19 protein-coding genes, 2 tRNA genes and 1 pseudogene are annotated in these 25,697 nt (G+C 61.5%); 15 read left to right on the top strand and 7 right to left on the bottom strand.

The genetic code is table 11. The features are described 5' to 3' along the window. The first annotated feature begins 41 nt into the window (after positions 1-41). Positions 42-974, top strand: coding sequence for a 4,5-DOPA-extradiol-dioxygenase (gene ygiD / locus H9K76_RS11570; RefSeq protein WP_187600370.1), 933 nt, complete (start codon positions 42-44; stop codon positions 972-974). A gap of 140 nt (positions 975-1,114) precedes the next feature. Here ygiD and H9K76_RS11565 read toward each other — a convergent pair whose 3' ends face one another. Then, positions 1,115-2,311, bottom strand: coding sequence for an amino acid aminotransferase (locus H9K76_RS11565; protein ID WP_187600369.1), 1,197 nt, complete (start codon positions 2,309-2,311; stop codon positions 1,115-1,117). Between the two features lie 180 nt (positions 2,312-2,491). On the opposite strand from H9K76_RS11565, the gene uvrB reads away from it, so the two are divergent. From uvrB to H9K76_RS11515, 10 genes and pseudogenes are all read left to right on the top strand, one after another. Then, positions 2,492-4,573, top strand: a complete 2,082-nt coding sequence (uvrB, locus tag H9K76_RS11560; RefSeq protein WP_187600368.1) for an excinuclease ABC subunit UvrB — start codon at positions 2,492-2,494, stop codon at positions 4,571-4,573. Positions 4,574-4,843: 270 nt separating this feature from the next. Next, positions 4,844-5,380 (top strand): Fe-S cluster assembly transcriptional regulator IscR, encoded by a 537-nt coding sequence (iscR, locus tag H9K76_RS11555; protein WP_187600367.1) that lies wholly within the window; start codon positions 4,844-4,846, stop codon positions 5,378-5,380. Positions 5,381-5,500: 120 nt separating this feature from the next. Beyond that, entirely contained in the window at positions 5,501-6,721 is a 1,221-nt protein-coding gene (locus H9K76_RS11550; RefSeq protein ID WP_187600366.1) for an IscS subfamily cysteine desulfurase, read from the top strand. 80 nt (positions 6,722-6,801) lie between these two features. Then, positions 6,802-7,215 (top strand): Fe-S cluster assembly scaffold IscU, encoded by a 414-nt coding sequence (gene iscU, locus H9K76_RS11545; protein WP_187600365.1) that lies wholly within the window; start codon positions 6,802-6,804, stop codon positions 7,213-7,215. A gap of 5 nt (positions 7,216-7,220) precedes the next feature. Continuing rightward, entirely contained in the window at positions 7,221-7,544 is a 324-nt protein-coding gene (gene iscA, locus H9K76_RS11540) for an iron-sulfur cluster assembly protein IscA (RefSeq protein WP_187600364.1), read from the top strand. A 272-nt stretch (positions 7,545-7,816) separates the two neighbouring features. Further along, positions 7,817-8,341, top strand: coding sequence for a Fe-S protein assembly co-chaperone HscB (gene hscB / locus H9K76_RS11535; protein WP_187600363.1), 525 nt, complete (start codon positions 7,817-7,819; stop codon positions 8,339-8,341). 135 nt (positions 8,342-8,476) lie between these two features. Further along, positions 8,477-10,350 (top strand): annotated as a pseudogene (gene hscA, locus H9K76_RS11530) (Fe-S protein assembly chaperone HscA). Between the two features lie 61 nt (positions 10,351-10,411). Then, positions 10,412-10,750, top strand: coding sequence for an ISC system 2Fe-2S type ferredoxin (fdx, locus tag H9K76_RS11525; protein WP_187600362.1), 339 nt, complete (start codon positions 10,412-10,414; stop codon positions 10,748-10,750). Beyond that, entirely contained in the window at positions 10,750-11,481 is a 732-nt protein-coding gene (dnaQ, locus tag H9K76_RS11520) for a DNA polymerase III subunit epsilon (RefSeq protein ID WP_187600361.1), read from the top strand. Before fdx ends, dnaQ begins: the two co-directional genes overlap by 1 nt. A 40-nt stretch (positions 11,482-11,521) precedes the next feature. Further along, positions 11,522-11,596, top strand: a tRNA-Val gene (locus H9K76_RS11515). Positions 11,597-11,647: 51 nt separating this feature from the next. Here the strand turns inward: H9K76_RS11515 and H9K76_RS11510 are convergent. The 3 genes from H9K76_RS11510 to potE all read right to left on the bottom strand — a co-directional run bounded on the left by H9K76_RS11510 (position 11,648) and on the right by potE (position 15,420). Continuing rightward, a complete protein-coding gene (locus H9K76_RS11510) occupies positions 11,648-13,936 on the bottom strand; it encodes an Orn/Lys/Arg family decarboxylase (RefSeq protein WP_187600360.1) in 2,289 nt (762 codons plus the stop codon). Between the two features lie 150 nt (positions 13,937-14,086). Continuing rightward, positions 14,087-14,227: a hypothetical protein gene (locus tag H9K76_RS23670; protein ID WP_246475478.1), complete on the bottom strand. Its 141-nt coding sequence runs from the start codon at positions 14,225-14,227 to the stop codon at positions 14,087-14,089. After that, positions 14,194-15,420: a putrescine-ornithine antiporter gene (gene potE / locus H9K76_RS11505; protein WP_246475476.1), complete on the bottom strand. Its 1,227-nt coding sequence runs from the start codon at positions 15,418-15,420 to the stop codon at positions 14,194-14,196. The genes H9K76_RS23670 and potE overlap by 34 nt, the downstream gene beginning before the upstream one ends. Positions 15,421-16,139: 719 nt before the next feature. Between potE and H9K76_RS11500 the strand changes: the two genes are divergently transcribed. After that, the gene (locus tag H9K76_RS11500) at positions 16,140-16,751 is read left to right on the top strand and encodes a tetratricopeptide repeat protein (RefSeq protein WP_187600359.1); all 612 of its coding nucleotides are present in this window, start codon (positions 16,140-16,142) and stop codon (positions 16,749-16,751) included. 137 nt (positions 16,752-16,888) lie between these two features. Here H9K76_RS11500 and H9K76_RS11495 read toward each other — a convergent pair. Next, a tRNA-Gly gene (locus H9K76_RS11495) sits at positions 16,889-16,962 on the bottom strand. A gap of 89 nt (positions 16,963-17,051) precedes the next feature. On the opposite strand from H9K76_RS11495, the gene H9K76_RS11490 reads away from it, so the two are divergent. Next, a complete protein-coding gene (locus H9K76_RS11490; RefSeq protein ID WP_246475474.1) occupies positions 17,052-18,311 on the top strand; it encodes a hypothetical protein in 1,260 nt (419 codons plus the stop codon). Positions 18,312-18,678: 367 nt separating this feature from the next. Continuing rightward, a complete protein-coding gene (locus tag H9K76_RS11485) occupies positions 18,679-19,833 on the top strand; it encodes a GGDEF domain-containing protein (RefSeq protein ID WP_187600358.1) in 1,155 nt (384 codons plus the stop codon). Between the two features lie 83 nt (positions 19,834-19,916). Here the strand turns inward: H9K76_RS11485 and H9K76_RS11480 are convergent, their stop codons facing one another. Continuing rightward, on the bottom strand, positions 19,917-21,407 hold the full coding sequence (locus tag H9K76_RS11480; protein ID WP_187600357.1) for an NAD-dependent succinate-semialdehyde dehydrogenase: 1,491 nt from the start codon (positions 21,405-21,407) through the stop codon (positions 19,917-19,919). 316 nt (positions 21,408-21,723) lie between these two features. Between H9K76_RS11480 and alaS the strand changes: the two genes are divergently transcribed. Beyond that, positions 21,724-24,348, top strand: a complete 2,625-nt coding sequence (gene alaS, locus H9K76_RS11475; RefSeq protein WP_187600356.1) for an alanine--tRNA ligase — start codon at positions 21,724-21,726, stop codon at positions 24,346-24,348. 253 nt (positions 24,349-24,601) lie between these two features. On the opposite strand, the gene H9K76_RS11470 is transcribed toward alaS, so the two are convergent. Next, a complete protein-coding gene (locus H9K76_RS11470; protein ID WP_187600355.1) occupies positions 24,602-25,681 on the bottom strand; it encodes a YeiH family protein in 1,080 nt (359 codons plus the stop codon). Between the last annotated feature and the right edge of the window lie 16 nt (positions 25,682-25,697).

The raw sequence follows: 25,697 nt of genomic DNA, 5'->3' as shown, positions 1-25,697 counted from the left end.
GCTGTCCATTCCTTCCTGGCCCCTGTCTTCCTGTTTTATCCATGTTTCAACGTAGAACCTCGCTCGCCGCATTGGCTGGGCTGGCCGCGCTTCCCGTCGCGCTCGGCGGCATTTCCCTGCGTGCGAATGCCGCGCAGGTGCGCACCCTGCTGGATTCCCTGCGGCCGTCACCGCGCATGCCGGTGCTGTTCGTCGGTCACGGCAGTCCGATGAATGCCATCGAGGACAACCTCTGGCGCCGCAGCTGGCAGCAGGTCGGCCAGGCGCTCTCGGCACGCAGCGTCCAGCCGCAGCTCATCCTGTGTATTTCCGCCCACTGGCTGACCAAGGATGGCTGGTATCTCACGGGAATGAGCGATCCGCGCACGATCCACGATTTCAGCGGTTTTCCGCGCGAGCTGCATGAGCAGCAATATCCCGCGCCCGGCGCACCGGCCGTCGCCAGGGCCTTGGCGGGAGAGCTTCGCTCGCCGGCAGACCGGCAGCCGCTCAAGGTCGACGAGGGCGAGTGGGGGCTGGACCATGGAACCTGGTCGGTGCTCAAGCCGATGTTCCCCAAGGCGCAGATCCCGGTGATCCAGTTGAGCATGGACTATGCCCGAAGCCCCGAGGCGCATTTCGCGCTGGGCCGCCAGCTGGGCGCATTGCGCGAGCGCGGCGTGCTGATCGTGGGCAGCGGCAACGCGGTCCACAACCTGCGCAGGACGAAGCGCGGCTCCGCGCCGAACGAGGCCTATGACTGGGCCACGGAGTTCGACGAGCAGGTGCAGGGACACATCAAGCGCGGGGAGCTGGAGTCGCTCGTGCAGTTCCAGAAGCAGGGCGAGCTGGCGCGGCTTGCGCACCCGACGCACGAGCACTACCTGCCGCTGCTCTACGCTGCGGGCGCGGCAAGCGCCAGGGAAATGCCGAGATTCTTCAACACGGGGTTTCAGTCCGCATCGATATCGATGCGGTCCGTGATCTGGGGGTGAACCGCGCGGGGCGCCGGCATGCATGGTCAGCGCCCGGACATCCGGGTTCGCATCCCGAGAGAAGGCAAAAAGGCCGCCTCGAGGGAAGCGGCCTTTGAAGGGTGAGCGAAGAGAAACGCATGGCGCTCCTCCTCGGCGTCTTACATCACGGCGGCGATGGCCTTGCAGACGTACTCGACGTTCTTGCTGTTCAGCGCAGCCACGCACATGCGGCCGGTGTCGGTGCCGTACACGCCAAATTCCGAACGCAGGCGGATCATCTGGTCCTTGGAGAGGCCCGAATACGAGAACATGCCGATCTGGGTGGTGATGAAGCTCATGTCCTGCTTCACGCCGGCAGCCTTCAGACCGTCCACCAGCTTCTGGCGCATGGCCTTGATGCGCACGCGCATTTCGCCCAGCTCTTCTTCCCACTGCGCACGCAGTTCGGGGGTGTTGAGCACGGCGGAAACCACGGCGCCGCCATGTGTCGGCGGGTTGGAGTAGTTGGTGCGGATCACGATCTTCAGTTGCGACAGCACGCGGGCGGCTTCGTCCTTGTCGGTGGCCACCACGGACAGGGCGCCCACGCGCTCGCCATACAGGCTGAAGCTCTTGGAGAACGAGGTCGACACGAAGATGGTCAGGCCGGCGGCAACGAACTTGCCCACGACGGCGCCATCTTCCTTCAGGCCATGGCCGAAGCCCTGGTAGGCCATGTCGAGGAATGCGACCAGGTTGCGGGCCTTGACGGTGGCGATCACCTGGTCCCACTGCTCGGCCGTGATGTCATAGCCGGTGGGGTTGTGGCAGCAGGCGTGCAGCACGACCACGGTGCCGGCAGCGGCAGCGTTCAGGTCGGCCAGCATGCCTTCGAAATTGACCGTGCGAGTGGCCGCGTCGTAGTAGCGGTACGTGCCGACTTCAAAACCGGCATTGGTGAAGATGGCCTTGTGGTTTTCCCAGCTCGGGTCGGAGATCAGCACCTTGGCGTTCGGGCTGAGCTTCTTGAGGAAGTCGGCACCGATCTTCAGGCCACCCGTGCCACCCACGGCTTGCACGGTGGCCACGCGGCCGGCCTTGACCACGTCGGACTCGGCACCAAACACCAGTGCCTTGACGGCGCTGTCATAGCTTGCGATACCGTCGATGGGCAGGTAGCCACGAGCGGACGGCTTGTCCATCATGGCTTTTTCTGCTGCCTGCACGCACTTCAGCAGGGGGAGCTTGCCGTTATCGTCGAAGTACACGCCCACGCCGAGATTCACCTTGTTGGGGTTGGTATCAGCGGCAAATTGTTCGTTCAGACCCAGAATGGGGTCACGCGGGGCCATCTCGACGGCGGTGAAGAGAGACATGAAAAGTCCTTGAAGGGTGGAAATCTGATGCGGTGCCCCCAACTAAACTAGCCAAGGCCGAGAGGCGGTGCCAGCGCTGCATGCAGGGTGCATGCGTGTTGCTCGCAGCCATCCGGTCGATTTGCCTTGAGGGGCAACCCCCGATTTTAACGGCGCAAGCCATCGTTGCGTTTACAAGTCATGCATGAAGTCACCACAGAAGTAGCTGAAGGCGAGTTTGTTTCCTTCCCGGGCTCTCCATTTCAGCTCTACCAGCCCTATCCACCGGCCGGCGACCAGCCGGAGGCCATCGCCCGCCTGGTGGAAGGGGTGAACGATGGCGAGGCCTTCCAGACGCTGCTGGGGGTGACCGGCTCGGGCAAGACCTTCACGATGGCGAACGTGATCGCGCGGCTGGGGCGCCCGGCCATCGTGTTTGCGCCCAACAAGACGCTGGCGGCGCAGCTCTACAGCGAATTCCGCGAGTTCTTCCCGAAGAACGCCGTGGAGTACTTTGTGAGCTACTACGACTATTACCAGCCGGAGGCCTACGTGCCGCAGCGCGACCTCTTCATCGAGAAGGACAGCGCAATCAACGAGCATATCGAGCAGATGCGCCTGTCCTGCACCAAGAGCCTGCTCGAGCGGCGCGACGTGGTGATCGTGGCGACCGTCTCGGCCATCTACGGCATCGGTGAGCCTTCGAGCTACCACCAGATGGTGATGACGCTGCGCCAGGGCGACAAGCTTTCGCAGCGCGACGCGATCGGGCAGCTCATCCGCATGCAGTACCAGCGCAACGAGCAGGATTTCAGCCGCGGGAAGTTCCGCGTGCGCGGCGATACGATCGACGTATTCCCGGCCGAGCACTCCGAGCTGGCGCTGCGCATCGAGCTGTTCGACGACGAGGTCGACAGCCTGCAGCTCTTCGATCCGCTCACCGGGCGCGTGCAGCAGAAGATTCCGCGTTTCACGGTCTATCCGAGCAGCCACTACGTCACGCCGCGTGACAAGGTGCTGGCCGCGGTGGAGACGATCAAGCTCGAACTCGACGAGCGCCTGAAGTTCTTTGTGAAGGAGGGCAAGCTGGTCGAGGCGCAGCGCCTCGAGCAGCGTACGCGTTTCGATGTGGAAATGCTCAGCGAGGTGGGGCACTGCAAGGGAATCGAGAACTACACGCGTCATCTCTCGGGCTCGGCGCCCGGCGATCCTCCAAGCACGCTCACCGACTACATGCCGCGCGACTCGATCATGTTCCTGGACGAGAGCCACCAGATGATCGGCCAGCTCAACGCCATGTACAACGGCGACCGCGCCCGCAAGACGACGCTCGTGGAGTACGGGTTCCGACTGCCTTCGGCGCTGGACAACCGCCCGCTCAAGTTCGAGGAGTTCGAGCAGCGCATGCGCCAGGTGGTGTTCGTCTCCGCGACGCCGGCTGACTACGAAAAACAACATTCGGGCCAGGTCGTCGACCAGGTCGTGCGGCCCACCGGGCTTGTTGATCCGATCGTCGAAGTGCGCCCGGCCACCCATCAGGTGGACGACGTGCTGCAGGAAATACGCATTCGGGTTGAAAAGAATCAACGGGTACTCATTACAACGCTGACCAAGCGCATGGCCGAGCAGCTCACCGAGTATCTGTCCGACAACGGCGTGAAGGTGCGCTACCTGCACTCGGACGTGGACACGGTCGAGCGCGTGGAGATCATCCGCGACCTGCGCCTGGGTGCATTTGACGTGCTGGTCGGCATCAACCTGCTGCGCGAGGGGCTGGACATTCCCGAGGTGTCGCTGGTGGCCATCCTCGATGCTGACAAGGAAGGCTTCCTGCGCGCGGAGCGCAGCCTGATCCAGACGATCGGCCGTGCTGCCCGCAATGCGGAGGGCACGGCGATCCTGTACGCCGACCGTGTAACGGAATCCATGAAAAAAGCCATGGGAGAAACGGAACGACGGCGCGCAAAACAGATCGCATACAACGAGGAAAACGGCATCACGCCGCGAAGCATTGTCAAGCAGGTAAAAGACCTGATTGATGGTGTCTATAGCGAGAAGGCCGGCCAGGAGACGGAACGCCTGCAGCAGCAGGCGGCCCGGGATCTGGAGCTGGAAGAGATGTCCGAGAAGGACATCGCGCGGGAGATCAAGCGCCTGGAGAAGGCCATGATGGATCACGCACGCAATCTGGAGTTCGAGCAGGCCGCCAAGGTGCGCGACCAACTCTCGCGCCTGAAGGATCGCGTGTTCGGCTCGCATGGCGGAAACGAGCGCCTGGCCTGATGCGCGGATGCGGTTTTCAGGGTCTCCGATTCCGGGTTTGGAGGCCCTCGAGCCTGACGAATTCAGTTACCCGACAAAAACAATAGGGATTTGTGTTATACTTGGGCTAATTACTCAAGAAAACAACCCCACAATATTTAGGGCTCTGGCGGGCGAACCTCGTGTTCATGCCGCGTCGGAGAGCGGGCGGAGACGGTGGTGCCCGGGTTGCCGAAAGGCGATCCGTGGCGATTATCAAACGATCAAGCCTGAACCAACAAGGAGCTTGCGATGCGTCTCACAACCAAAGGCCGTTTTGCGGTCACTGCCATGATCGATCTGGCCCTGCGCCAGAACAATGGCCCAGTCACCCTGGCGGCCATCAGCCAGCGTCAGCAGATTTCCCTGTCGTATCTGGAACAACTCTTCGGCAAGCTGCGCCGCCACGAGCTGGTGGAATCCACCCGTGGCCCGGGCGGTGGCTATACGCTGGCCCGCAAGGCCGGCGACATCACCGTGGCCGACATCATCGTGTCCGTGGACGAACCCATCGATGCGACCCAGTGCGGTGGCAAGGAAAACTGCCTGGGCGAAGCAGGTCGCTGCATGACGCACGAGCTGTGGGCTTCGCTGAACCAGCGCATGGTGGAGTTTCTCGATTCCGTCACGCTGCAGAAGCTCGTCGATGACCAACTCGCCAAGGGTGTGCAGATCGAGGACAAGCCAGTGGCTCGCCGTGCGATCTCCACGACCCCGGTGGTCAAGCCGATCCGCGTGAACGCGCCGAACTCGGTGTTCGCACTGGGCAACGTTTTCGCCAAGTCCTGATCAGCAGCGTGGTGGCGCAAGGGCCAGCATGGCTGGCCGCGCTGCTGCATATGCCGGATCTTTTTTTGAACCCTTCTGTTAACTGACATTCGCCAGCCAGATCGCTAAAGCGAGATAGCCATGGACATGACTCCCCATTTCCCCATTTACCTGGACTACGGTGCGACCACCCCGGTGGATCCCCGTGTTGTTGACGCGATGATCCCCTGGTTGCGCGAACATTTCGGCAACGCAGCTTCGCGCAGCCATGCCTGGGGCTGGGAGGCCGAAGAGGCCATCGAGAAGTCGCGCGGCCATGTGGCCGACCTGGTGGGTGCCGATCCACGCGAGATCGTCTGGACCAGCGGCGCCACCGAGTCGATCAACCTGGCACTGAAGGGCGCAGCGCAGTTCTACAAGGGCAAGGGCAAGCACCTCATTACGCTCAAGACTGAGCACAAGGCCGTGCTGGACACCATGCGCGAACTCGAGCGCCAGGGCTTCGAGGTCACCTACATGGACGTGAAGGAAGACGGTCTGCTTGACCTGGAAGCCTTCAAGGCGGCGATCCGCCCGGACACCATCCTCGTGAGCGTGCTGTTCGTGAACAACGAGATCGGCGTGATCCAGGACATTCCTGCGATCGGCACGATCTGCCGCGAGAAGGGCATCATCTTCCACGTCGATGCCGCACAGGCCACGGGCCGTGTCGAGATCGACCTGAACAAGCTGCCCATCGACCTGATGAGCATGACCGCCCACAAGACCTACGGCCCCAAGGGCGTCGGTGCGCTCTACGTGCGCCGCAAGCCGCGCGTGCGCCTGGAGGCTCAGATCCATGGTGGTGGCCATGAGCGCGGCATGCGCTCCGGCACGCTGCCCACGCACCAGATCGTCGGCATGGGTGAGGCGTTCCGCATCATCAAGCTGGAAATGAACGAGGTGAATGCCAAGGCGGCAGCGCTGCAAAAGCGCCTGCTCGACGGCCTGAAGGACATCGAGCAGGTGTTCATCAACGGCAGCATGGAGCACCGCGTTCCGCAGAACCTGAACATGAGCTTCAACTTCGTCGAAGGCGAATCGCTGATCATGGGTATCAAGGGCCTGGCGGTGTCGTCGGGTTCCGCCTGCACCTCCGCAAGCCTGGAGCCGAGCTACGTGCTGCGCGCGCTCGGCCGCAGCGACGAGCTCGCCCACAGCAGCCTGCGCATGACCATCGGCCGCTTCACGACCGAGGAAGAGATCGACTACGCGATCTCCACCATCCGCCACAACGTGGCCAAGCTGCGTGAGTTGAGCCCGCTGTGGGAGATGTTCAAGGATGGCGTCGACCTGAGCACCATCCAGTGGGCTGCGCACTGATTTCATATTGATCGCTGCGCCCCGCTCGCGGTCCTCGCACACCAAGAGGCCGGCGGCAGACGCAGAAAAAGGAGTACACCATGGCTTATTCAGACAAAGTGATCGACCATTACGAGAACCCCCGCAACGTGGGTTCGTTCGACAAGGGCGACGACACAGTGGGCACCGGCATGGTCGGCGCACCGGCATGCGGCGACGTGATGAAGCTGCAGATCAAGGTGAACCCGGAGACCGGGGTCATCGAAGACGCGCGCTTCAAGACCTACGGCTGCGGCTCGGCGATTGCCTCGTCCTCGCTCGTGACCGAGTGGGTCAAGGGCAAGACGCTGGACGAGGCCGCCGCGCTCAAGAACAGCGTGATCGCCGAAGAGCTGGCGCTGCCTCCCGTGAAGATTCACTGCTCCATCCTGGCCGAAGACGCCATCAAGGCAGCCGTGAGCGACTACAAGGCCAAGCGCGGCGAAACCGTCACTGCCGATTCGACAGCGGCCTGAACAACATGGCAGTGACACTGACCGAAGCTGCCGCACGGCACGTGAGCCGCTACCTGTCCCGCCGGGGCAAGGGGCTTGGCGTGCGCCTGGGCGTGAAGACCACCGGCTGCTCGGGACTGGCCTACAAGCTGGAGTATGTGGACGATCAGGCACCCGAGGACATCATCTTCGAGACCCATGGCGTGAAGCTGCTGATCGACCCGAAGAGCCTGGCCTACATTGACGGCACCGAGCTCGACTTCGTGCGCGAAGGTCTGAACGAAGGCTTCAAGTTCAACAACCCCAACGAGCGAGACCGTTGCGGTTGCGGGGAAAGCTTCCGGGTCTAAGGCCCCTGGGGAACCTCTGCAAAACTCCCTGCCATCGTCTGAACGCGGCCGCGGGCGATCCGCAGCGTTGTCTTTTTCGTCAATAGCTACGGCTATTGCCTTCAAAAGACGCCTTGCGGCTCATCCCGATCCGCGTCCAACCGATTGGCGAGGGTTTTGCAGAGGCTCCCTAGAGCGCAAGGGCGCATTCCTGTCCGGGACATTGGGCAGGAACAGCGCACTTTCATGCACCTCAGAGAACCCGCCAACGCTTGCGCACTGGCGGTTTTTTTATGAACCTCCATCTGCAATCTGACGATTTCGAACTGTTTGGCATTCCTCGCCTATTCGCGCAGGATGGCGCCGTGCTCGCGGCGCGCTGGAAGGACTTGCAGCGCGAGGCGCATCCTGACCGCTTCTCGGCGCAGGGCGCCGCGGCGCAGCGCGTGGCCATGCAGTGGTCGGTGCGCATCAACGAGGCCTACCAGCGCCTGAAGGATCCGCTCAAGCGCGCGGCCTATCTTTGCGAACTCCATGGCGTCTCCATTGGTGCAGAGGACAACACGGCCATGCCTGCGGCCTTCCTGATGCAGCAGATGGAGTGGCGCGAGGCGCTCGATGAGGCGGCTTCGGAAGCGGCGCTCGACGACCTGGACGACATGGTCCAGGCGGAGCGCCGGAGCGCGTTGGCGCGATGCGCGGCGCTGATTGACGAGCAGCACGACTATGCGGGCGCGGCGCAGCAGGTGAGAGCCCTCATGTTCATTGCGCGTTTTGCCCACGACGTTGATGTCCGGCGCGAGCAACTGGGACAATAGCCGAACACCCGCCGATGACCTCGCCTGGCCTTGCTGCCAGTGCGCAGGGCGCGTGCCCCCGTCGGTACGCCAGCGAACGCACGAACGATGAATGTGCGGCATGCATGCCGCAATCACCTCCAGAGAAGATAACCCATGGCGCTTTTGCAGATTTCAGAACCCGGTCAGTCCCCCGATCCCCACCAGCGTCGGATCGCGGTCGGCATTGACCTGGGCACCACGCATTCCCTTGTTGCCGCCGTGCGCCACGGCGTTGCGGAATGCCTCCCGGATGCCGAGGGCAGGGTGCTGCTGCCGTCGGTCGTGCGCTACATGGAAGGCGGCGGGCGCCAGATCGGCCATGATGCCGTGGCCGCGCGTCTGGCCGATCCGGTCAACACCATTGCTTCGGTCAAGCGCTTGATGGGGCGTGGCTTGAACGACATTGCCGACCGGGCATCGCTCCCCTATGAACTGCTGGCGCAGAACGATGCATCGGCCCAAGGAATGGTTTCCATTCGGACGGCTGGCGGCACGAAATCGCCTGTCGAGGTGAGCGCTGAAATCCTGGCCACGCTGCGCTTTCGCGCGGAGGACAGCTTCAACGACGACATCTACGGCGCCGTGATCACCGTGCCGGCCTATTTCGATGATGCGCAGCGCCAGGCCACCAAGGATGCGGCCAGGCTTGCCGGGCTGAATCTGCTGCGCCTGATCAACGAGCCGACGGCCGCGGCGATCGCCTATGGCCTCGACAACTCCTCCGAGGGGGTCTACGCGGTCTATGACCTCGGGGCGGCACCTTCGACATTTCGGTGCTGCGCCTCACGCAGGGCGTCTTTGAAGTCATCGCCACCGGCGGTGATTCGGCATTGGGTGGCGACGACTACGATGCAGCGCTTGCCGATTGGGCGCAGGGGCAACTGGGCGTGCAGGCGCAGTCCGCCGCAGAGAAGACGGCCGTGCGCATCGCCGCGCGCGCGTGCAAGGAGGCGCTGACGGGTGCCGAATCCGCGAAGTTTGCGGCAACGATCGGTGGCAAGGAGCAGACCCTTGACGTGGCGCGTGCGGACTTCTTCGAGGCCACGCAGGCGCTCACGCAGCGTACGCTTTCTGTGATGCGCCGCACACTGCGCGATGCGCAGATCGATCGCAGCGAAGTGCAGGGCGTCGTCATGGTGGGAGGCTCCACGCGCATGCCGCAGGTGCAGCAGGCGGTCGAGGAGTTCTTCGGCAAGGAGCCACTCACCAACCTCAACCCGGATGAGGTCGTCGCGCTGGGCGCAGCGATCCAGGCCAACCAGTTGGCCGGCAACAATTCGGCTGGCGATCTGCTGCTGCTCGACGTGATTCCGCTGTCGCTGGGTATCGAGACCATGGGCGGACTGGTCGAGCGCATCGTCGGCCGCAACGAAACCATTCCCACGGCCAAGGCGCAGGACTTCACGACCTACAAGGATGGCCAGACCGCCATGGCCATCCATGTGGTGCAGGGCGAGCGCGACCTGGTGGCGGACTGCCGCAGTCTCGCGCGCTTCGAGTTGCGCGGAATCCCCGCCATGGCCGCCGGCGCGGCGCGTATCCGTGTGACGTTCACGGTCGATGCCGATGGTCTGCTCAGCGTGAGTGCCAAGGAGCAGGGCAGCGGCGTGGAGGCGCATGTCGATGTGAAGCCGTCGTACGGGCTGTCCGACGACCAGATCGCCCGCATGCTGCAAGACGGCTTCGCCACCGCGCAGGCCGACATGAAGGCGCGGGCCGTGGTCGAGGCGCGTGTCGATGCCGACCGCCTGATCATGGCGACGCAGAGCGCGCTGGAAGTCGACGGCGATGTGCTGCAGGCACAGGAGCGCGCGGACATCGATGCACTCGTGCAGTCGCTGCAAGCCCTGCTGGCCAGCAGCCAGGACGCGGGCGAGATCGAGGCCGCGTCGCAGGCGCTGGCCAAGGGAACCGAGCACTTTGCGGCACAGCGCATGAACCGCGGCATCCGCGAGGCGCTGGCGGGCAAGAACATCCAGTCGATCTGAGGCAGCAGGCCCACCCAGACCCACCGGACATCACGAACACATCCAAAGCGAAACCACCTACATGCCAGTCATCAAGATCCTTCCGCATCCAGAGTACTGCCCGCAAGGCGCCGAAATCAGCGCGCCGGCCGGCACGTCGATCTGCGAGGCGCTGCTGGACAACAAGATCAACATCGAGCATGCCTGCGACATGAGCTGTGCATGCACGACGTGCCACGTCATCGTGCGCGAGGGCTTCAACTCGCTCAACGAGGCCGAGGAAGAGGAAGAAGACCTGCTGGACCGTGCATGGGGCCTCGAGCCTCAATCGCGCCTGTCCTGCCAGGCTATCCTTGCGCAGAAGGATGTTACCGTGGAGATCCCCAAGTACTCCATCAACCACGCCAAGGAGAATCACTGATGTCACGCCAGATCGTGCTGGATACGGAAACCACCGGCCTGTCCGCTGAAACGGGTGACCGTATCATCGAACTCGGCTGCGTGGAGTTGGTGAACCGCAAGCTCACCGGCCGCAACCTGCACATCTACTTCAACCCCGAGCGCGACAGCCATGAAGATGCGCTCCGGGTGCACGGCATCAGCAACGAGTTCCTGAAGGACAAGCCCAAGTTCCCGGAACTGGTCGACGAGATCCTCGAATACCTGCAGGGCGCGGAACTGATCATCCACAACGCACCATTCGACATCGGCTTTCTGAACAAGGAACTGCAGATGTGCGGCCACAAGCCGCTGAAGGCGCACATCGAAGGCGTGATCGATACCTTGGTGATGGCCAAGGAACTGTTCCCCGGCAAGCGCAATTCGCTCGATGCGCTGTGTGATCGTCTTGAAGTCGACAACTCGGGCCGCACGCTGCACGGCGCGTTGCTCGACGCCGAGCTGCTCGCAGACGTCTACATCAACATGACGCGCGGCCAGGAAGCCCTCCTGATCGCCGACGACGAAGCGCCCAAGCAGCAGCAGGGCGTTCGCGTGGCTGCCTTCGACCTGAGCAGCCTGCAGCTGCAGGTGATCCGTGCGAGCGACGACGAGATAGCTGCGCACGAGGACGTGCTCAACCAGATCGACAAATCGAGCGGAGGCAAAACTATCTGGCGAGTTTCTCCTGTGGGCGAAAAAGCTGTGTCATAATTGCGGTCTTGATGCAGCAGCGATAGTTGCAGTATCAATCGGGTGATTAGCTCAGCGGTAGAGCACTGCCTTCACACGGCAGGGGTCACATGTTCGATCCATGTATCACCCACCATATAAAAGAAAACCCGGCTTTGCCGGGTTTTTTGTTTGGGAGTGAGGGCGGTCAGGAAACCAGAACCTCCACCAGATAGCGGCGTTTTCCCGACGCATCCACCTCTACCTCCCTGCCATGGATATCGGACTCAAAGCCGGGCACCTGGGTATCCTGGGCTTCGGCAATCTGCAGGTATTTGAAAATGGCATCCGCCTTTTCGTTGTAACGCTCGCCAGGCATGATCAGCGGAATACCTGGGGGATAGGGCACCAGCATGGTCGCAGCAACACGTCCCTTGAGCTTTTTGACCTCGACCTTCTCGACCTTGCCCTGCACCAGCAGGTTGTAGGCATCTGCCGGAATCATGGCCATGTCGGGCTGCTCCACATACATTTCGCGCATGACCCTGGGTACATCGTGACTCACATTGAACTGATGCAGGCGCTCGCACAGGTCGCGCAGCCCGGTGTCGGCGTACACCCGTGGATAGCTCTCCACTAGATCGGGCAGCACCTGCGCCAAGGGGCTATTGGCCTCGTAGTGCTGCTTGAAACTCATCAGCTCCGCCACAAGGGTTCCCCACTTTCCCTTGGTGATGCCCATCGAGAAGAGCACCAGCAGCGAGTAAAGGTTGGTTTTTTCCACGACGATGCCACGCGTCCACAGGAATTTGCTGACTACGCTGGCAGGAATGCCCTGTTTGCCCATGCGCCCATCCATGTCCAGGCCCGGCATGGTGAGCGTGACCTTGATGGGGTCGATCATGACAAAATCATCGCTCAGCTTGTCAAAGCCATGCCACTTGCCATCGGGGCGAAGCTGCCAGTCCCTGGGTTGGGCTGGCGGAATATGGGTCGAGGACTTGCGCAGGTTTTTGGCTACGAGCTCGGGTTGCCAGACCTTGAACCACCAATCCTTCTTGTCCAGATCCGATTCGATTTGCAGCATGGCGCGGCGAAACGCGAGGGACTCGTCGTGCATCTCCTGCACGAGTGATGTGCCCGCTGCTCCTTCCATCATCTTGGAGGCCACATCGCAGGCCGCGATCACCGGGTACAGCGGGCTGGTGGAGGTATGCATCATGAAGGCTTCGTTGAAGCGTCCCATGTCCAGCTTGCGCTTGCGGCTGTCACGCACATGCACCATCGACGCCTGCGAAAACGCAGCCAGGAGCTTATGGGTGGAATGGGTCGTGAAAACAATGGCATCCTGCTCGCGCGGCTTGCCCTTGGCCATGCCGTAGTAGTGCTCATAGAACGGATGGAAGGCGGCGTAGGCGTACCAGGCTTCGTCAAAGTGCAGAAAATCGACCGCGCTGCCAATGTTCTTGGCAATCTTCTCGGCGTTGTAGCAAAGGCCGTCATAGGTGGAGTTGGTCACCACCGCAATACGCAGCTTGGCGCCGTTTTTCATGGCCTGCGCGGCCAGCGGGACCTGTGCGATGTGCGCCTGCATGGTCTTGGGTGAGAACTGGTCTTCGCTGATCGGCCCGATGATGCCGTGCGCATTTCTGCTGGGCGAGAAGTACACGGGAATGGCCCCGGTCATGATCAGCGAGTGCAGCAGTGATTTGTGGCAATTGCGGTCGACAAACACCACATCGCCGCGCGCCACCGTGCCGTGCCAGACAATCTTGTTGGCTGTCGAGGTGCCATTGGTCACGAAGAAGGTGTGGTCGGCGCCGAAATTTCTGGCCGCGTCGGCTTCGGCCTGTCGTATGGGGCCGCTATGGTCGAGCAGGGAGCCCAGTTCAGGCACGGAGATGGAGAGGTCGCTGCGCAGGGTGTTTTCACCATAGTACTGGTGGAAAGCACGGCCCACCGAGGATTTGGTGAACGCAACACCGCCCGCATGCCCCGGCGTGTACCAGGAGTAGTTGGACTTTGCCGTGTGCTTGATCAATGCCTTGAAGAAGGGCGGCAGCAAATGTTCCATGTACTCCTCGGCAGCCCGCATCACCTGCCGTGCAATGAAACTCTTGGTGTCCTCGAACAGGTAAAAGTAGCCACGCGCATATTTCACAAGGTTGGTAGGAACCTTCTCCACGGAGCCTCGTTCGCCATAGAAGAACACTGGCAGATGAGGATGGCGCGCCAGGTTGTCTTCCAGCAAATCCTGGATCTTGCGGAACTGCTCATCCGCATCCTCGTGTGCATCGATGGAGATCAAAACTGCCGACGCTGCCAGATAGGTTCGTGCAGCGACACGCGCATCATCAAGCGTGAGATTGGCCATCACACGCTGGTTGGAGTTTTCCAGCTCTTCGGCCAGGGCTCGGATGATGCTGCCGCGCAGGCGTGGTGAGTCGAACTCGCTGTCGATGATGACGGTAGGATAGTCCAGGGCTTTGAAAAACATCTTCAGGCTCCGTTGTGATGAATTCGAGAAGAGTCAAGGGAGGAACTCCCTTGTGCTTGGCACAGGTCTGCAATGACCTTGGGCAGCTTCACGATCTCTTCGTCTCCGCGTCGGAGTGAAGAGGCCGCCGGCTTCTTCTTGCCACCTTATTCAGGTTGCAGTACCTGCGTTGGTGCGCTCCTGGTCCAGGCGCATCATCCGGGTGCTGACAAAGCCGTAGAGCGTGAAGCCCGCAATGGTGGCCACGCCGCCCAGCATCAGGGCCTCGGTGCCCGAGCTGTACAGCGCCAAGTAGCTATAGGCTGCCGCAACCCAGGAGATGACGTTGACGAGCAGCGCTTTCTTGGGGGCACATTGGCAACCTTCTGGATGCTCATCAAGGCCGCCATGGACAGGATATAGGGCACGATGTTTGTGACTACCGCCAGGTTGACCAGCGTGTCAAACTGCTTGGTCAGGTCGGGGCTGATGGTGAGCAGGGCGAGGCCCGTTTGGGCGGCCAGCAAAATCAGCATCGCTACGATGGGCGTGCCGGCCTTGTTCACCTTGGCAAAAATCGGCAGAAAGTACCCGGTGTCTGCAGAGCTCTTGAACACCTGCGCAATGGTGAACTGCCAGCCGAGCAACGAGCCGATGCATGCCAGCACCATCAGTCCCATGATGATCTGCCCGACCAGGGGAGTGAACATGTGCGCGAACACCAGACCAAAAGGGGCCGTGGACGCTGCCAGTTCCGGATTGGAGACGATGCCTGCCATGACATTGGTCGAGGCGATATAGATCACTGCAGCACCGACCGTGCCACCCAGCACGGCAATCGGTACGTTCCTTTCGGGATTTTCCACGGCATCGGCGTTGGCGCAGGCAGACTCCATGCCCAGAAATGCCCACAACGTGATGGCCACGGAAGAGCTGGCGGCCTGCAGGAAGGACAGTCCATGTGGGTTCCAGGCTTCGGCGTAGGTACTGGGGCTGAACCAGAACCAGCCAAATGTGGAGACGCCAACCACGGGCAGGATCACTCCCCACACAGTCACTCCTCCGATCTTGCCGGTCACGCTGGCCCCGCCAAAATTGGCAAAGGTGGTGATCCACAGCAAGGCAATCGTCATCAAGCCGACGCCCACGGGGCTGAGCTGCAGGGAAAACAGTTCGGTCAGGTAGCCCACGGCGGTGATGCCGATCGCCACGTTGGCGATCAGAAGCGAAGTGCCATAGGTGTAATTCACCAGATAGTTGCCAGCCCGGCCAAACGCGTATTCGGCATAGCCCCCCATGCCGCCAGACTTGCGGCTGAGCATGCCGCATTGGGCGAATGCATAGGCCAGTGCCAGAGAGCCTGTCGCAGTCACCAGCCAGGAAAGGATGGAGATGGCTCCCACCTGCGCCAGCTTGGTAGGTAAGAGAACAATGCCGGATCCAAGCATATTGACCACCGTCAACATGGTTAGTTGCACGACGGTCATTTTTTGGGTTTGAGCCATTCTCTCTCCTTCTTCTGGGTGGAAATTTCTCTTCGCTTATGTGTCTATCAAGAAAATAAATCCGATAGGCCGCTGAAAATAGAGATCACTGCAAGAGGAAACCGATGTCGAAAATATCAGGAATTATTTTTTTCAGGAAATATTCAGGTACCAAGTAGTCGGTGGGGAAGGCAGATCGTTCAGAGCGCTTGATGGACCCATGTTCGCAGAGATCCATGACAGAGCGTTGGACAACATGAGCGGAAGAACCAGGAATTGCAAGCCAGTCAACACATGCAGCAGCATGTCGTAGTCCCGGCTCAGGCAGTTTCGGCAATGCAGTGATTAACGCCTTGGCTAGTCATCTGAGCATCACCAAGTACAGTGTGATAGATCTAGTGGATTTTTTCAAGGCGCATGGCTGATTTGCGTTCCTAAGGTGCAAGATATTCAGCCGGTTCGGTGGGCCTCGGAGGGAAGATTATGAAGACCCGAGGTCCTGTAAAAATCTGGGTTCTGCCGGTTTCGAAGGCACCTTGTAAAGGGGAAAGATGAAACCGGAGGCTGTCGAGCTGGTCATGGATCATTGGGTGCGTGGAGGGCTGAAGATCCAGCCCTTTGCCGATCTGCTTCGATAACATGTCGACCGGGATACGCAGCGCATCGAGCTCAGGTAATGAGGTGAGCCGATCAATTGATGATTGTTTTATTGAAACTTTAAGTCGCAGAGGCGGTTGATCATGTCGGACAACGAGGGTTATTTTTTCAAGGCATTCACGGGGAAGCAGTCTTTCGAGGAGGCAACCGTGGAGATCGCCTATGAGATGGAGGCGCACGGCCATTACTCGGAGGCAGCAGATCTCTGGGCACGCCTTGGTCAGCAGGGCAATGCCGAGGCCCGGTTCAACCTGGGGCTGCTCTATGCGGACGGGTATGGTGTTTCTCGCGATTTCCTTCGTGCCGCAGAGCAATTCAGGCTTGCCGCGGAACAAGGGTATGCACGTGCCCAGGTGGAGTTGGGTAACCTGTACTACTCCGGTGATGGCGTCGAGGAGGATGAGGCGCAGGCAATGCGGTGGTATCGCAAGGCCGCTGAACAGGGTGATCCCGTGGCAATGCATAACATCGGAACGATGTACCGGGATGGGGTCGGTGTGGACGAGGACGACAAGGAGGCTGTCCGCTGGTTTCTGATGGCTGCCGAGAAAAACTATGCACTCTCTCAATACGAGATGGGCTTGATCTGTGCGGACGAGAGGGATGAAGCTCGGGCCATCGAGTGGTTCCGCCTGTCTGCCGCGCAAAACCATGAAGAGGCGCAGGCCGAGTTGAACTCGCGAGGAATTCAATAACAGGTCTTCAGGATTTCCGGGTAAAGGCGTCAAGCAGCTCGATGGCAGCCTGGAAATCCCGGTGCAGTGATTGTCTCGATCGTTTGCCTCGCTCGATTTGTGCGAGTGTTTGAAACGTGGGACAGGGAAGGGATTGCTGGAGCGGGTGAAGGGAATCGAACCCTCGTATGAAGCTTGGGAAGCTGCCGTTCTACCATTGAACTACACCCGCGTTTTGTATCTCGTTGATTTGCAACGACATAAACTCCTATGTGATGGAGGTGCGTCTCCGCGACCTCCATCCAAGGAGATGTTAAGTATATGCTGGATCTGAGGCTCATCATGGCTAGGCTGTCGTTTCTGTCGATGGCCTTCTTCATTGCGGCATCAAGCCCTGCCTGGGCGGCGCCCGTGGAGGTCTACCGCGGTGTCCTGGGCAAGGCCGATGTGGTGATGGAGCTGGGGGCGCCCCAGGCGGACGGCGCGCGCAAAGGACGCTATTTCTATCTGCGCCACGGCGTGGACATTCCGCTTCAAGGCCGTCTGGACCAGTTGGCTGAAGCCCGGCCTTTGACGGGCGAGTTGCTGGAAAAGAAGCTGGATGCCGGAATAGCGGGTGCGCCGATGTTCGAGGACGCCGCGCAGCGGCAGGTCATCTGGCGCGCTCGCCTGCACGGTGAGGCACTGACCGGCGAGTGGGAAGACGGCATCCATGGCGGCAGGTTGCCGTTCCGCCTTGAACGTGTTGCGCAGTACGACCCAGAGAAGATTGCGCCGCGAGGCGTGGAGGCGGTGACCCAGGCCATTGTGCAAGGGGCAGGGAGCGGAGTTGCGGAGGGCGTTGCCATCAGCATGCAGGACACGCCATACGACTATCTGCGCGTGGCCCTGCCGCTGGAGCAGGGCAGGGAGGTCGTGGTGGCACCGAACCTGGCATGGCGTCCGGTGCGCGACGTGCGCACCCGGTTCTGGTATCCGCGCCTGACACGCCACCCGGATGCCCGCATGCTGGCCGTGGCCAATGCCCTTCTGGAGCAGCGTCACTGGGCCATGAGTTTGCAGGCGCTGGCCTGCAAGTCCTCGATCTACGAGAGCACCGGCCCCGAGGCAGGGACATTGGGCTACTTCGACCACGAGCAAATCAAGCTCAGCTATCTTTCTACCACCTTGATGAGCGTGACCGAGTCCGGTTCACCTTCCTGTGGCGGGGCGCACCCCAACAATCACTTCGACCCATTCACGCTGGATCTGCTGCGTGGCGGCTATCTGGATTTTTCGCGCCTTATCAAAGGCTATCGCCATGGCCTGGAGGGGCGCGAGTACAGTCCGCAGTTGGTCGACTTCATCCAGAAAGCGGTTGTCGGCCAGTCCGAACACCGGGATGACAAGGATTGCACCGAGATGCTGCCCGATTACATGGCACTGATGTTTGAAGCGCCCAACCAACTCGGTTTCGTGATCTCGGGCATAGGCCATGCCCGGAGTGTGTGTCTTGGCAGCCGCGTGAGCCTCCCATTTGGCAAGCTCAAGCCGATGCTCAAGCCCGAGGCAACCCGGTATCTGTTCCCCTCGGCCAGATAGCCTGTGGCTCGCTTCGGCGGGCCTTTTGTCCTCGGCGCCCGTTCACCCCAATGGGGTGCTCCTGCATGCCAAGTATGCGGTCAGCGCGCGGAGTTCCACGGCATGCGGATGAGCACCCGCGCCAGCCCGCAGAGGTCCGAGGCTCCTGCAAAAAGGAGTGGCGAGCCTGCCCGCTTGACGTTGGATGCAGCAGAGCAGCGCCACATACGATTTCACACTGACGCCTTGGCGTCGCAATGCGTTACCATGCAAGTTTCGATAAGTTTCTAATGGTTTCCTAACGTTGCGTGGGGTCTGCTAGGCGATGTCTTCCTTCACACTGGATCCACGAACAACCGTTCTGATTGCCAGCATTACGAGCGGGCTGATGGCTGTCGTGCTGAGCCTGCTTGCGCGCGCGACGCCGTTGCCGGTGCCCGGCCTGAGGGCCTGGGTCGGTGGGGCCTGGTTGGTGTTTGTCGCGCTGCTGTTGTTGGGATTGCGTGACTGGATTCCCCCGATTGCGTCCATTACGCTGGGCAATGGTGCATTGGTCCTTGCCTACATCGTGTGGCTCGCCGGGAGTGCATGGCACTTTGGTCAACGCATTGATTTTCGCTTCTGGCTCGCGATCTGGGCCGTTGTCCTGGCCGTGGTGACGTGGTTCGCCTACGGAGCACCGAGCTTTCGCGCAAGGGTTGTCATCGTGGCGGGGCTGTGTGCCTATATTGGCATTTACCATGCCTACTTTCTTCTGCGCCACCCCCGCGCAACGAGTCGCTTCGGGAAATCGATCGGTATCACACTGACCACCAGCTGGCTAGGCCTTCTGGCTGCCGTCTATGGATTGCGGGCCTTGCACGCTTCCATCCTTCCGCAAGGAAACAGCGGCCTTCTCACCCAGGACGCCATTCAAATCATCTATACCAGTTGCTTCACCATCTGCAACCTGATGCTTGTGATCGGTTTTGCAACGATGGCATCCGATTACGTACGGGCGCTCATAGAGGAGCGTTCGATCCGTGACCCGCTGACCGGCGCATTCAATCGGCTTGCCCTGCGGGAGTCCCTTGAGCGGGAGCATTCCCACAGCCTGCGTTCGCAGCAGAAATTTTGTGTGGTGATGGTCGACGTAGACCATTTCAAGAAAATCAATGACGAGCATGGCCATCTCGTGGGTGACCGCGTGCTTGTTCATTTGTGCGAACGCATGCAGACCCTGGTGCGATCGCGCGATGTGGTGGCGCGTTTCGGAGGCGAGGAATTCGTGATCGTGATGCTGGATACGTCTCTCCCGGAGGCGCTGCAGGCGGCTCGGCGCATCCTGAGCGAAGCGACCCATCTTGGCGACACTTCCTTGCCGAGCTTCACGATCAGTCTGGGATTGGCCGAGTGGTCCGTGGAGGACGGCTCGATAGATGCCTTGGTTTCCCGTGCCGACGCCGCGCTCTACGCGGCGAAAGTCAAGGGGCGGAATCGTCTGGAGATTGCCGAAAATCCGGTGCCGAGCGGCCCCCCGCCGGTTGCACTGACACCGACCTGAACGCTCGACGTGCCAACTCCGTTCGGGAGGGGCGCAGGCAGACGAAAAAGCCGCCCCTGGCGGCTTTTGGCTTTCGACTCTCGTTACTTCATCACGTCGCCAATGCACACGTACTTGATTTCGACATAGTCGTCCATGCCGTGGTGCGAGCCTTCGCGGCCAATGCCCGATTGCTTGACGCCACCGAAGGGTACGTGCTCCGTGGCGAGGATGCCGACATTCACGCCCACCATGCCGTACTCCAGGCCCTCGCTCACGCGGAAGATGCGTCCCACGTCGCGGGTATAGACATAGCTTGCCAATCCAAACTCGGTGTCGTTGGCCGCAGCGATGGCTTCCATTTCCGTCTTGAACCTGAAGACCGGTGCCAAGGGGCCGAAGGTTTCCTGCTTGGCCACGAGCATGTCGGGGGAGGCGTCGGCCACCACCGTGGGCTCGAAGAACTGGCCGGAGCCCAGCTGCTTGAGCTGATGGCCGCCGGTCACCACGCGTCCGCCCTTGGAGAGGGCATCGTCCAGGTGGCGCTGCACCTTGGCGATGGCGGCGCCTTCGATGAGGGGGCCCTGGTTGACATCCTGCTCGAAGCCATTGCCCACCTTGGCCGTCTGGACCTTGGCTGCAAACTTGGTGACGAATTCGTCGTACACGCCCTCCTGGACATAGAAGCGGTTGGTGCACACGCAGGTCTGGCCGGCATTGCGGTACTTGCTGGCGAAGGCGCCCTCGACCGCGGAGTCGATGTCGGCGTCGTCAAACACCAGGAACGGTGCGTTGCCGCCCAGTTCAAGTGAGAGCTTCTTCACCGTGGGCGCGCTTTGCGCCATCAGGATGCGGCCCACTTCGGTGGAGCCGGTGAACGACAGGTGGCGCACCGTATCGCTGGCGCACAGCACCTTCCCGACGGCGATGGAGTTGTCGGCATCGGCGGTGATGATGTTGATGACGCCTGCGGGAATGCCGGCGCGGATGGATAGCTCGATGGCGGCCAGCGCCGTCAGTGGCGTGAGTTCGGCAGGCTTGATGACCACGGGGCAGCCTGCCGCGAGTGCGGGTGCGACCTTGCGGGTGATCATGGCGAGCGGGAAATTCCACGGCGTGATGGCCGCGCATACGCCGATCGGTGCCTTCATCACCAGCAGGCGGCGGTTGTTGTCGAACTGCGGCAGCATCTCGCCATTCACGCGCTTGGCTTCTTCTGCGAACCATTCCACGAAGCTCGCGCCATAGGCCACTTCGCCCTTGGCTTCCGGTAGCGGCTTGCCTTGCTCGGCGGTCATGATGCGGCCGAGGTCGTCCTGGTTTGCCATCAGCAGGTCATACCACTTGCGCAGGGTGATGCTGCGTTCCTTGGCGGTCAGCGCACGCCATTGCGGCCAGGCCTTGCTGGCCGCTGCGATGGCGGCCTCGGCATCCTTGGCGCCCAGGTTGGCGACCTGTGCAAGCTCCAGGCCGGTGGCCGGGTCTGTCACCGCGAAGCGCGATGCGCCAGCAACCCACTTGCCGTCGATCAGTGCGTCGGTCTTGAGCAGGGTGGGGTCCTTGAGGGTGGAAAGAGGGGATGTCTTCATGTCCATGGATGTCTCCTGAGGGTGTTTGGGTGGGTTTGGTCGACTGGAAAACGCAAGGGACGAGGCCCGGGCTTCCATGGTGCGCCGCAGGTTTCGAGGATAACGGCAGACGCCTATCTATGTTTCTCTCATGGGTTGAAATTCCGTTAAATGAGACGAAATATTTCATTAAATTGAAATTTCTGAATGATGCAAAAGCGCTCTTGGCCACCGTTTCCTGGTATGCAGGGCTAAAAACCTATAATGCTTGGTTCACTACGGGGATGACCGCCTGAATCGCAGGTTGCGGTCGAAGTCCATGCCCGGAATCCAAGACATCATCATGAGCAAACCCACTTTCTCAGTCGCCGACATTCGCAAGAGCTTCCTGGACTTTTTCGCTTCCAAGGGGCACACCGTGGTGGCATCCAGCTCGCTGGTGCCGGGCAATGACCCGACTCTGATGTTCACCAACTCGGGCATGGTGCAGTTCAAGGACGTGTTCCTCGGCACCGACAAGCGCCCCTACAGCCGCGCGACTTCCGTGCAGGCCTGCCTGCGCGCCGGCGGCAAGCACAACGACCTCGAGAACGTGGGCTATACCGCGCGTCACCACACCTTCTTCGAGATGCTGGGCAACTGGTCGTTTGGCGACTACTTCAAGCTCGAATCCATCCAGTGGGGCTGGGAGCTGCTCACCAAGGTCTACGGCCTACCAGCCGAAAAGCTGCTTGCCACCGTCTACGAAGAGGACGATGAGGCCTACGACATCTGGACCCAGGTCATCGGCCTGCCACCCGAGCGTGTGATCCGCATCGGCGACAACAAGGGTGGCCGCTACAAGAGCGACAACTTCTGGATGATGGCCGACACCGGCCCCTGCGGCCCGTGCTCGGAAATCTTCTACGACCATGGCGAGCACATCGCCGGCGGCCCTCCGGGCAGCCCGGACGAAGACGGTGATCGCTTCATCGAGATCTGGAACCACGTGTTCATGCAGTTCGACATGAAGGAAGACGGCTCCATCGTGAAGCTGCCCGCGCCTTGCGTGGATACCGGCATGGGCCTTGAGCGCCTCGCTGCCATCCTGCAGCATGTGCACAGCAACTACGAGATCGACCTGTTCCAGGCCCTGATCAAGGCGGCTGGCCGCGAAACCCACACCAGCGACCTGAACAACCCGTCGCTCAAGGTGATTGCCGACCACATCCGCGCCACCTCGTTCCTCGTGTCGGACGGCGTGATTCCTTCCAACGAAGGCCGCGGCTATGTGCAGCGCCGCATCATCCGCCGCGCGATCCGCCATGGCTACAAGCTGGGCCAGAAGACGCCGTTCTTCCACAAGCTCGTGCACGAGCTCGTCGTGCAGATGGGCGATGCCTATCCCAAGCTCAAGGAGCAGGAAGCGCACATCACCAGCGTGCTCAAGGCCGAGGAGGAGCGCTTCTTCGAAACGCTGGCCAATGGCATGGAGATTCTGGACAGCGCTCTGGCCGGCGGCGTGAAGCTGCTGTCGGGCGATGTGGCCTTCAAGCTGCACGACACCTATGGCTTCCCGCTCGACCTGACCAACGACGTGGCGCGCGAGCGTGACGTGAAGGTGGACGAGGCCGGTTTCAATGCAGCCATGGAGCACCAGAAGAGCACGGCGCGCGCCGCGGGCAAGTTCAAGATGGACCGCGCGCTTGAATACGCGGGTGCGGCCAACGCCTTCACCGGTTACGAGAAGCTCTCCGAGTCCGCCAAGGTGGTTGCGCTCTATCGCGAAGGCGAGAGCGTGAACGAGCTCAAGGTGGGCGAGAGCGGCGTCGTGGTGCTCGACACCACTCCGTTCTACGCGGAGTCCGGCGGCCAGGTGGGTGACCAGGGTCGCATCACCGTGGGCACCGCCGTGTTCAAGGTGCAGGACACCCTCAAGATCAAGGCCGACGTGTACGGCCACCACGGCATGCTGGAGTCGGGCGCGCTCAAGGTGGGCGATGCGGTGCAGGCGGAAGTCGATACCGAGGTGCGTGCGGCGACCATGCGCAACCACTCGGTCACGCACATCATGCACAAGGCACTGCGCGAAGTGCTGGGCGCGCACGTGCAGCAGAAGGGTTCGCTGGTCAACGCCGAGCGCACGCGCTTCGACTTCGCGCACAACGCGCCGGTCACGGCCGAGCAGATCCGCGACATCGAGGCGCGCGTGAACAAGGAAATCCTGGCCAACACCGACACCCAGGCGCGCGTGATGGACATCGAAAGTGCGCAGAAGACCGGCGCGATGATGCTGTTCGGCGAGAAGTACGGCGACTCCGTGCGCGTGCTCGACATCGGCACCAGCCGTGAACTCTGCGGCGGCACGCACGTGCATCGCACGGGCGATATCGGCCTGTTCAAGGTGGTGGGCGAATCCGGCGTGGCGGCAGGCGTGCGCCGCGTGGAGGCGGTGACGGGCGAGAACGCGCTTGCGTACCTGCAGTCGCTCGAGTCCACCGTCGATCAGGCGGCCGCCACGCTCAAGGCGCCCGTGGCGGAACTCACGAGCCGCATCGGTGGCGCGCTCGACCAGATCAAGGCACTGGAAAAGGAAGTGGCTGCGCTCAAGGGCAAGCTGGCGTCGAGCCAGGGCGATGAGCTGGTCACGCAAGCGGCCGATATCAAGGGCATCAAGGTGCTGGCCGCCAAGCTCGAAGGCGCGGACGCCAAGACCCTGCGCGAGACCATGGACAAGCTCAAGGACAAGCTGGGCGCGGCTGCCATCGTGCTGGCTGCCGTCGATGGCGACAAGGTGCAATTGGCCGCGGGCGTGACCAAGAACGAAACCGCCAAGGTCAAGGCCGGCGAACTCGTCAACTTTGTCGCACAGCAAGTCGGCGGCAAGGGCGGCGGCAAGCCGGACATGGCGATGGCCGGCGGCACGGATGCATCCAAGGTGGATGCGGCGCTGGCATCGGTGCAGTCCTGGGTGGCCGAGCGCGTCTAAATCGCCTTTCCCCCTGATGGACCTCTGAATGCGTCCATCACGCTGTCACGGCAGAACCTCCTGAGGATTTCTTCAGGAGGTTTTTTTCTTGGCTGCGCCAGAGGACAGGAATGGTCGGCTGAGGGCTCGGCAGCCCGCGAAAAAAAACCTCCCTGCCGATGGCGGGAGGTTTTTGAAGACGGGGGGACAGGTGTCCCTCTGCCACTACCTTTCCTTGTTCTTTCCTTGTTCTTTCCTTTGTCTGCGTGGGCAATCAGAGCATGAAGCGGTTCAGCAGGCCACCGCCCACCACCAGCCACACAGCCAGGATGGCTGCGAGCACCAGGGGCTTGGCGCCGGCATTCTTGATGGCGCTGGCGTGTGTCGTCAGACCCAGGCCTGCCATGGCCATCGCCAGCAGCACGTTGGCACCTGTGTTCACGTTGCCCACGACTTCCTTGGGCACGAGGTTCAGGGAGTTGAACAGCACCACTGCGATGAAACCGAACGCGAACCATGGGATGGTCATCTTGGACTTCTGGCCCTGGGCGCCAGCTTCGGCGCGCTCGCTGCGGGCCAGGTAGGCCGAGAGGATCAGCAGGAACGGAGCCAGCATCATCACGCGGACCATCTTGGTCACGACGGCGGTGTCGGCTGCCTCGGGACCCATGGCGCGGGCTGCGGCGACGACCTGGGCCACTTCATGGACAGTGGCGCCGGTGTAGATACCGAATTCGGTGGCACCGCCGGGGATGAAGCCGGCAGCCAGATTCCACTGGTACAGGGCAGGGTAGAGGAAGATGCAGATCGTGCCGAAGACGACCACGGTCGCCACCGCCACGGTGACCTGGTCGGCGCGGGCCTTCACGACGGGTTCGGTACCCAGCACGGCCGCCGCGCCGCAGATGGAGCTGCCCGCACCGATGAGCATGACCTGCTTGCGATCCATGCCCAGCCAGCGCGTGCCGATCAACATGGCCAGCATGAAGGTGCCGCCCACGACGATGGCGTCGATGATCACGCCGTTCAGGCCCACGTGCGCAATGTCGGCAGTGGTCAGGCGAAAGCCGTAGAGCACGATGCCAAGGCGCAGCAGTGTCTGCTTGGTGAATCCGATGCCGGTACCGGCGGTCGGCGCGATGCTGCCGTACACGGTGTTGCCCAGCACCATGCCGATGATGATGGCCAGCGTGAGGACGCTCAGGCCGTGCGAGGCGAACCATTCGATCTGGCCCACGTAGGAGGCCACGCCGGCGATGGCCGCGCACAGCAGAACGCCGGGAAGGCGCTTGGCCCAGATCGAGCCGGACGAAGGTGGCGCATGGTGGTGAGCGGCGGGCTTGGCGGTGGACATTTCGTTGTGGTTTCTT

It is taken from the genome of Diaphorobacter ruginosibacter (genome assembly GCF_014395975.1).
In the GTDB taxonomy this organism is placed as follows: Bacteria; Pseudomonadota; Gammaproteobacteria; order Burkholderiales; family Burkholderiaceae_C; genus Diaphorobacter_A; species Diaphorobacter_A ruginosibacter.
Note: the sequence above shows the minus strand (reverse complement) of the source record. Positions and strands in the feature narration are given on the sequence as shown.

Bases quoted from the DNA above. Each gene is read 5' to 3' on its own strand.
- ygiD (WP_187600370.1), top strand. From the start codon at position 42: ATGTTTCAACGTAGAACCTCGCTCGCCGCATTGGCTGGGCTGGCCGCG.
- H9K76_RS11565 (WP_187600369.1), bottom strand. From the start codon at position 2,311: ATGTCTCTCTTCACCGCCGTCGAGATGGCCCCGCGTGACCCCATTCTG.
- uvrB (WP_187600368.1), top strand. From the start codon at position 2,492: ATGCATGAAGTCACCACAGAAGTAGCTGAAGGCGAGTTTGTTTCCTTC.
- iscR (WP_187600367.1), top strand. From the start codon at position 4,844: ATGCGTCTCACAACCAAAGGCCGTTTTGCGGTCACTGCCATGATCGAT.
- H9K76_RS11550 (WP_187600366.1), top strand. From the start codon at position 5,501: ATGGACATGACTCCCCATTTCCCCATTTACCTGGACTACGGTGCGACC.
- iscU (WP_187600365.1), top strand. From the start codon at position 6,802: ATGGCTTATTCAGACAAAGTGATCGACCATTACGAGAACCCCCGCAAC.
- iscA (WP_187600364.1), top strand. From the start codon at position 7,221: ATGGCAGTGACACTGACCGAAGCTGCCGCACGGCACGTGAGCCGCTAC.
- hscB (WP_187600363.1), top strand. From the start codon at position 7,817: ATGAACCTCCATCTGCAATCTGACGATTTCGAACTGTTTGGCATTCCT.
- fdx (WP_187600362.1), top strand. From the start codon at position 10,412: ATGCCAGTCATCAAGATCCTTCCGCATCCAGAGTACTGCCCGCAAGGC.
- dnaQ (WP_187600361.1), top strand. From the start codon at position 10,750: ATGTCACGCCAGATCGTGCTGGATACGGAAACCACCGGCCTGTCCGCT.
- H9K76_RS11510 (WP_187600360.1), bottom strand. From the start codon at position 13,936: ATGTTTTTCAAAGCCCTGGACTATCCTACCGTCATCATCGACAGCGAG.
- potE (WP_246475476.1), bottom strand. From the start codon at position 15,420: ATGGCTCAAACCCAAAAAATGACCGTCGTGCAACTAACCATGTTGACG.
- H9K76_RS11500 (WP_187600359.1), top strand. From the start codon at position 16,140: ATGTCGGACAACGAGGGTTATTTTTTCAAGGCATTCACGGGGAAGCAG.
- H9K76_RS11490 (WP_246475474.1), top strand. From the start codon at position 17,052: ATGCTGGATCTGAGGCTCATCATGGCTAGGCTGTCGTTTCTGTCGATG.
- H9K76_RS11485 (WP_187600358.1), top strand. From the start codon at position 18,679: ATGGCTGTCGTGCTGAGCCTGCTTGCGCGCGCGACGCCGTTGCCGGTG.
- H9K76_RS11480 (WP_187600357.1), bottom strand. From the start codon at position 21,407: ATGGACATGAAGACATCCCCTCTTTCCACCCTCAAGGACCCCACCCTG.
- alaS (WP_187600356.1), top strand. From the start codon at position 21,724: ATGAGCAAACCCACTTTCTCAGTCGCCGACATTCGCAAGAGCTTCCTG.
- H9K76_RS11470 (WP_187600355.1), bottom strand. From the start codon at position 25,681: ATGTCCACCGCCAAGCCCGCCGCTCACCACCATGCGCCACCTTCGTCC.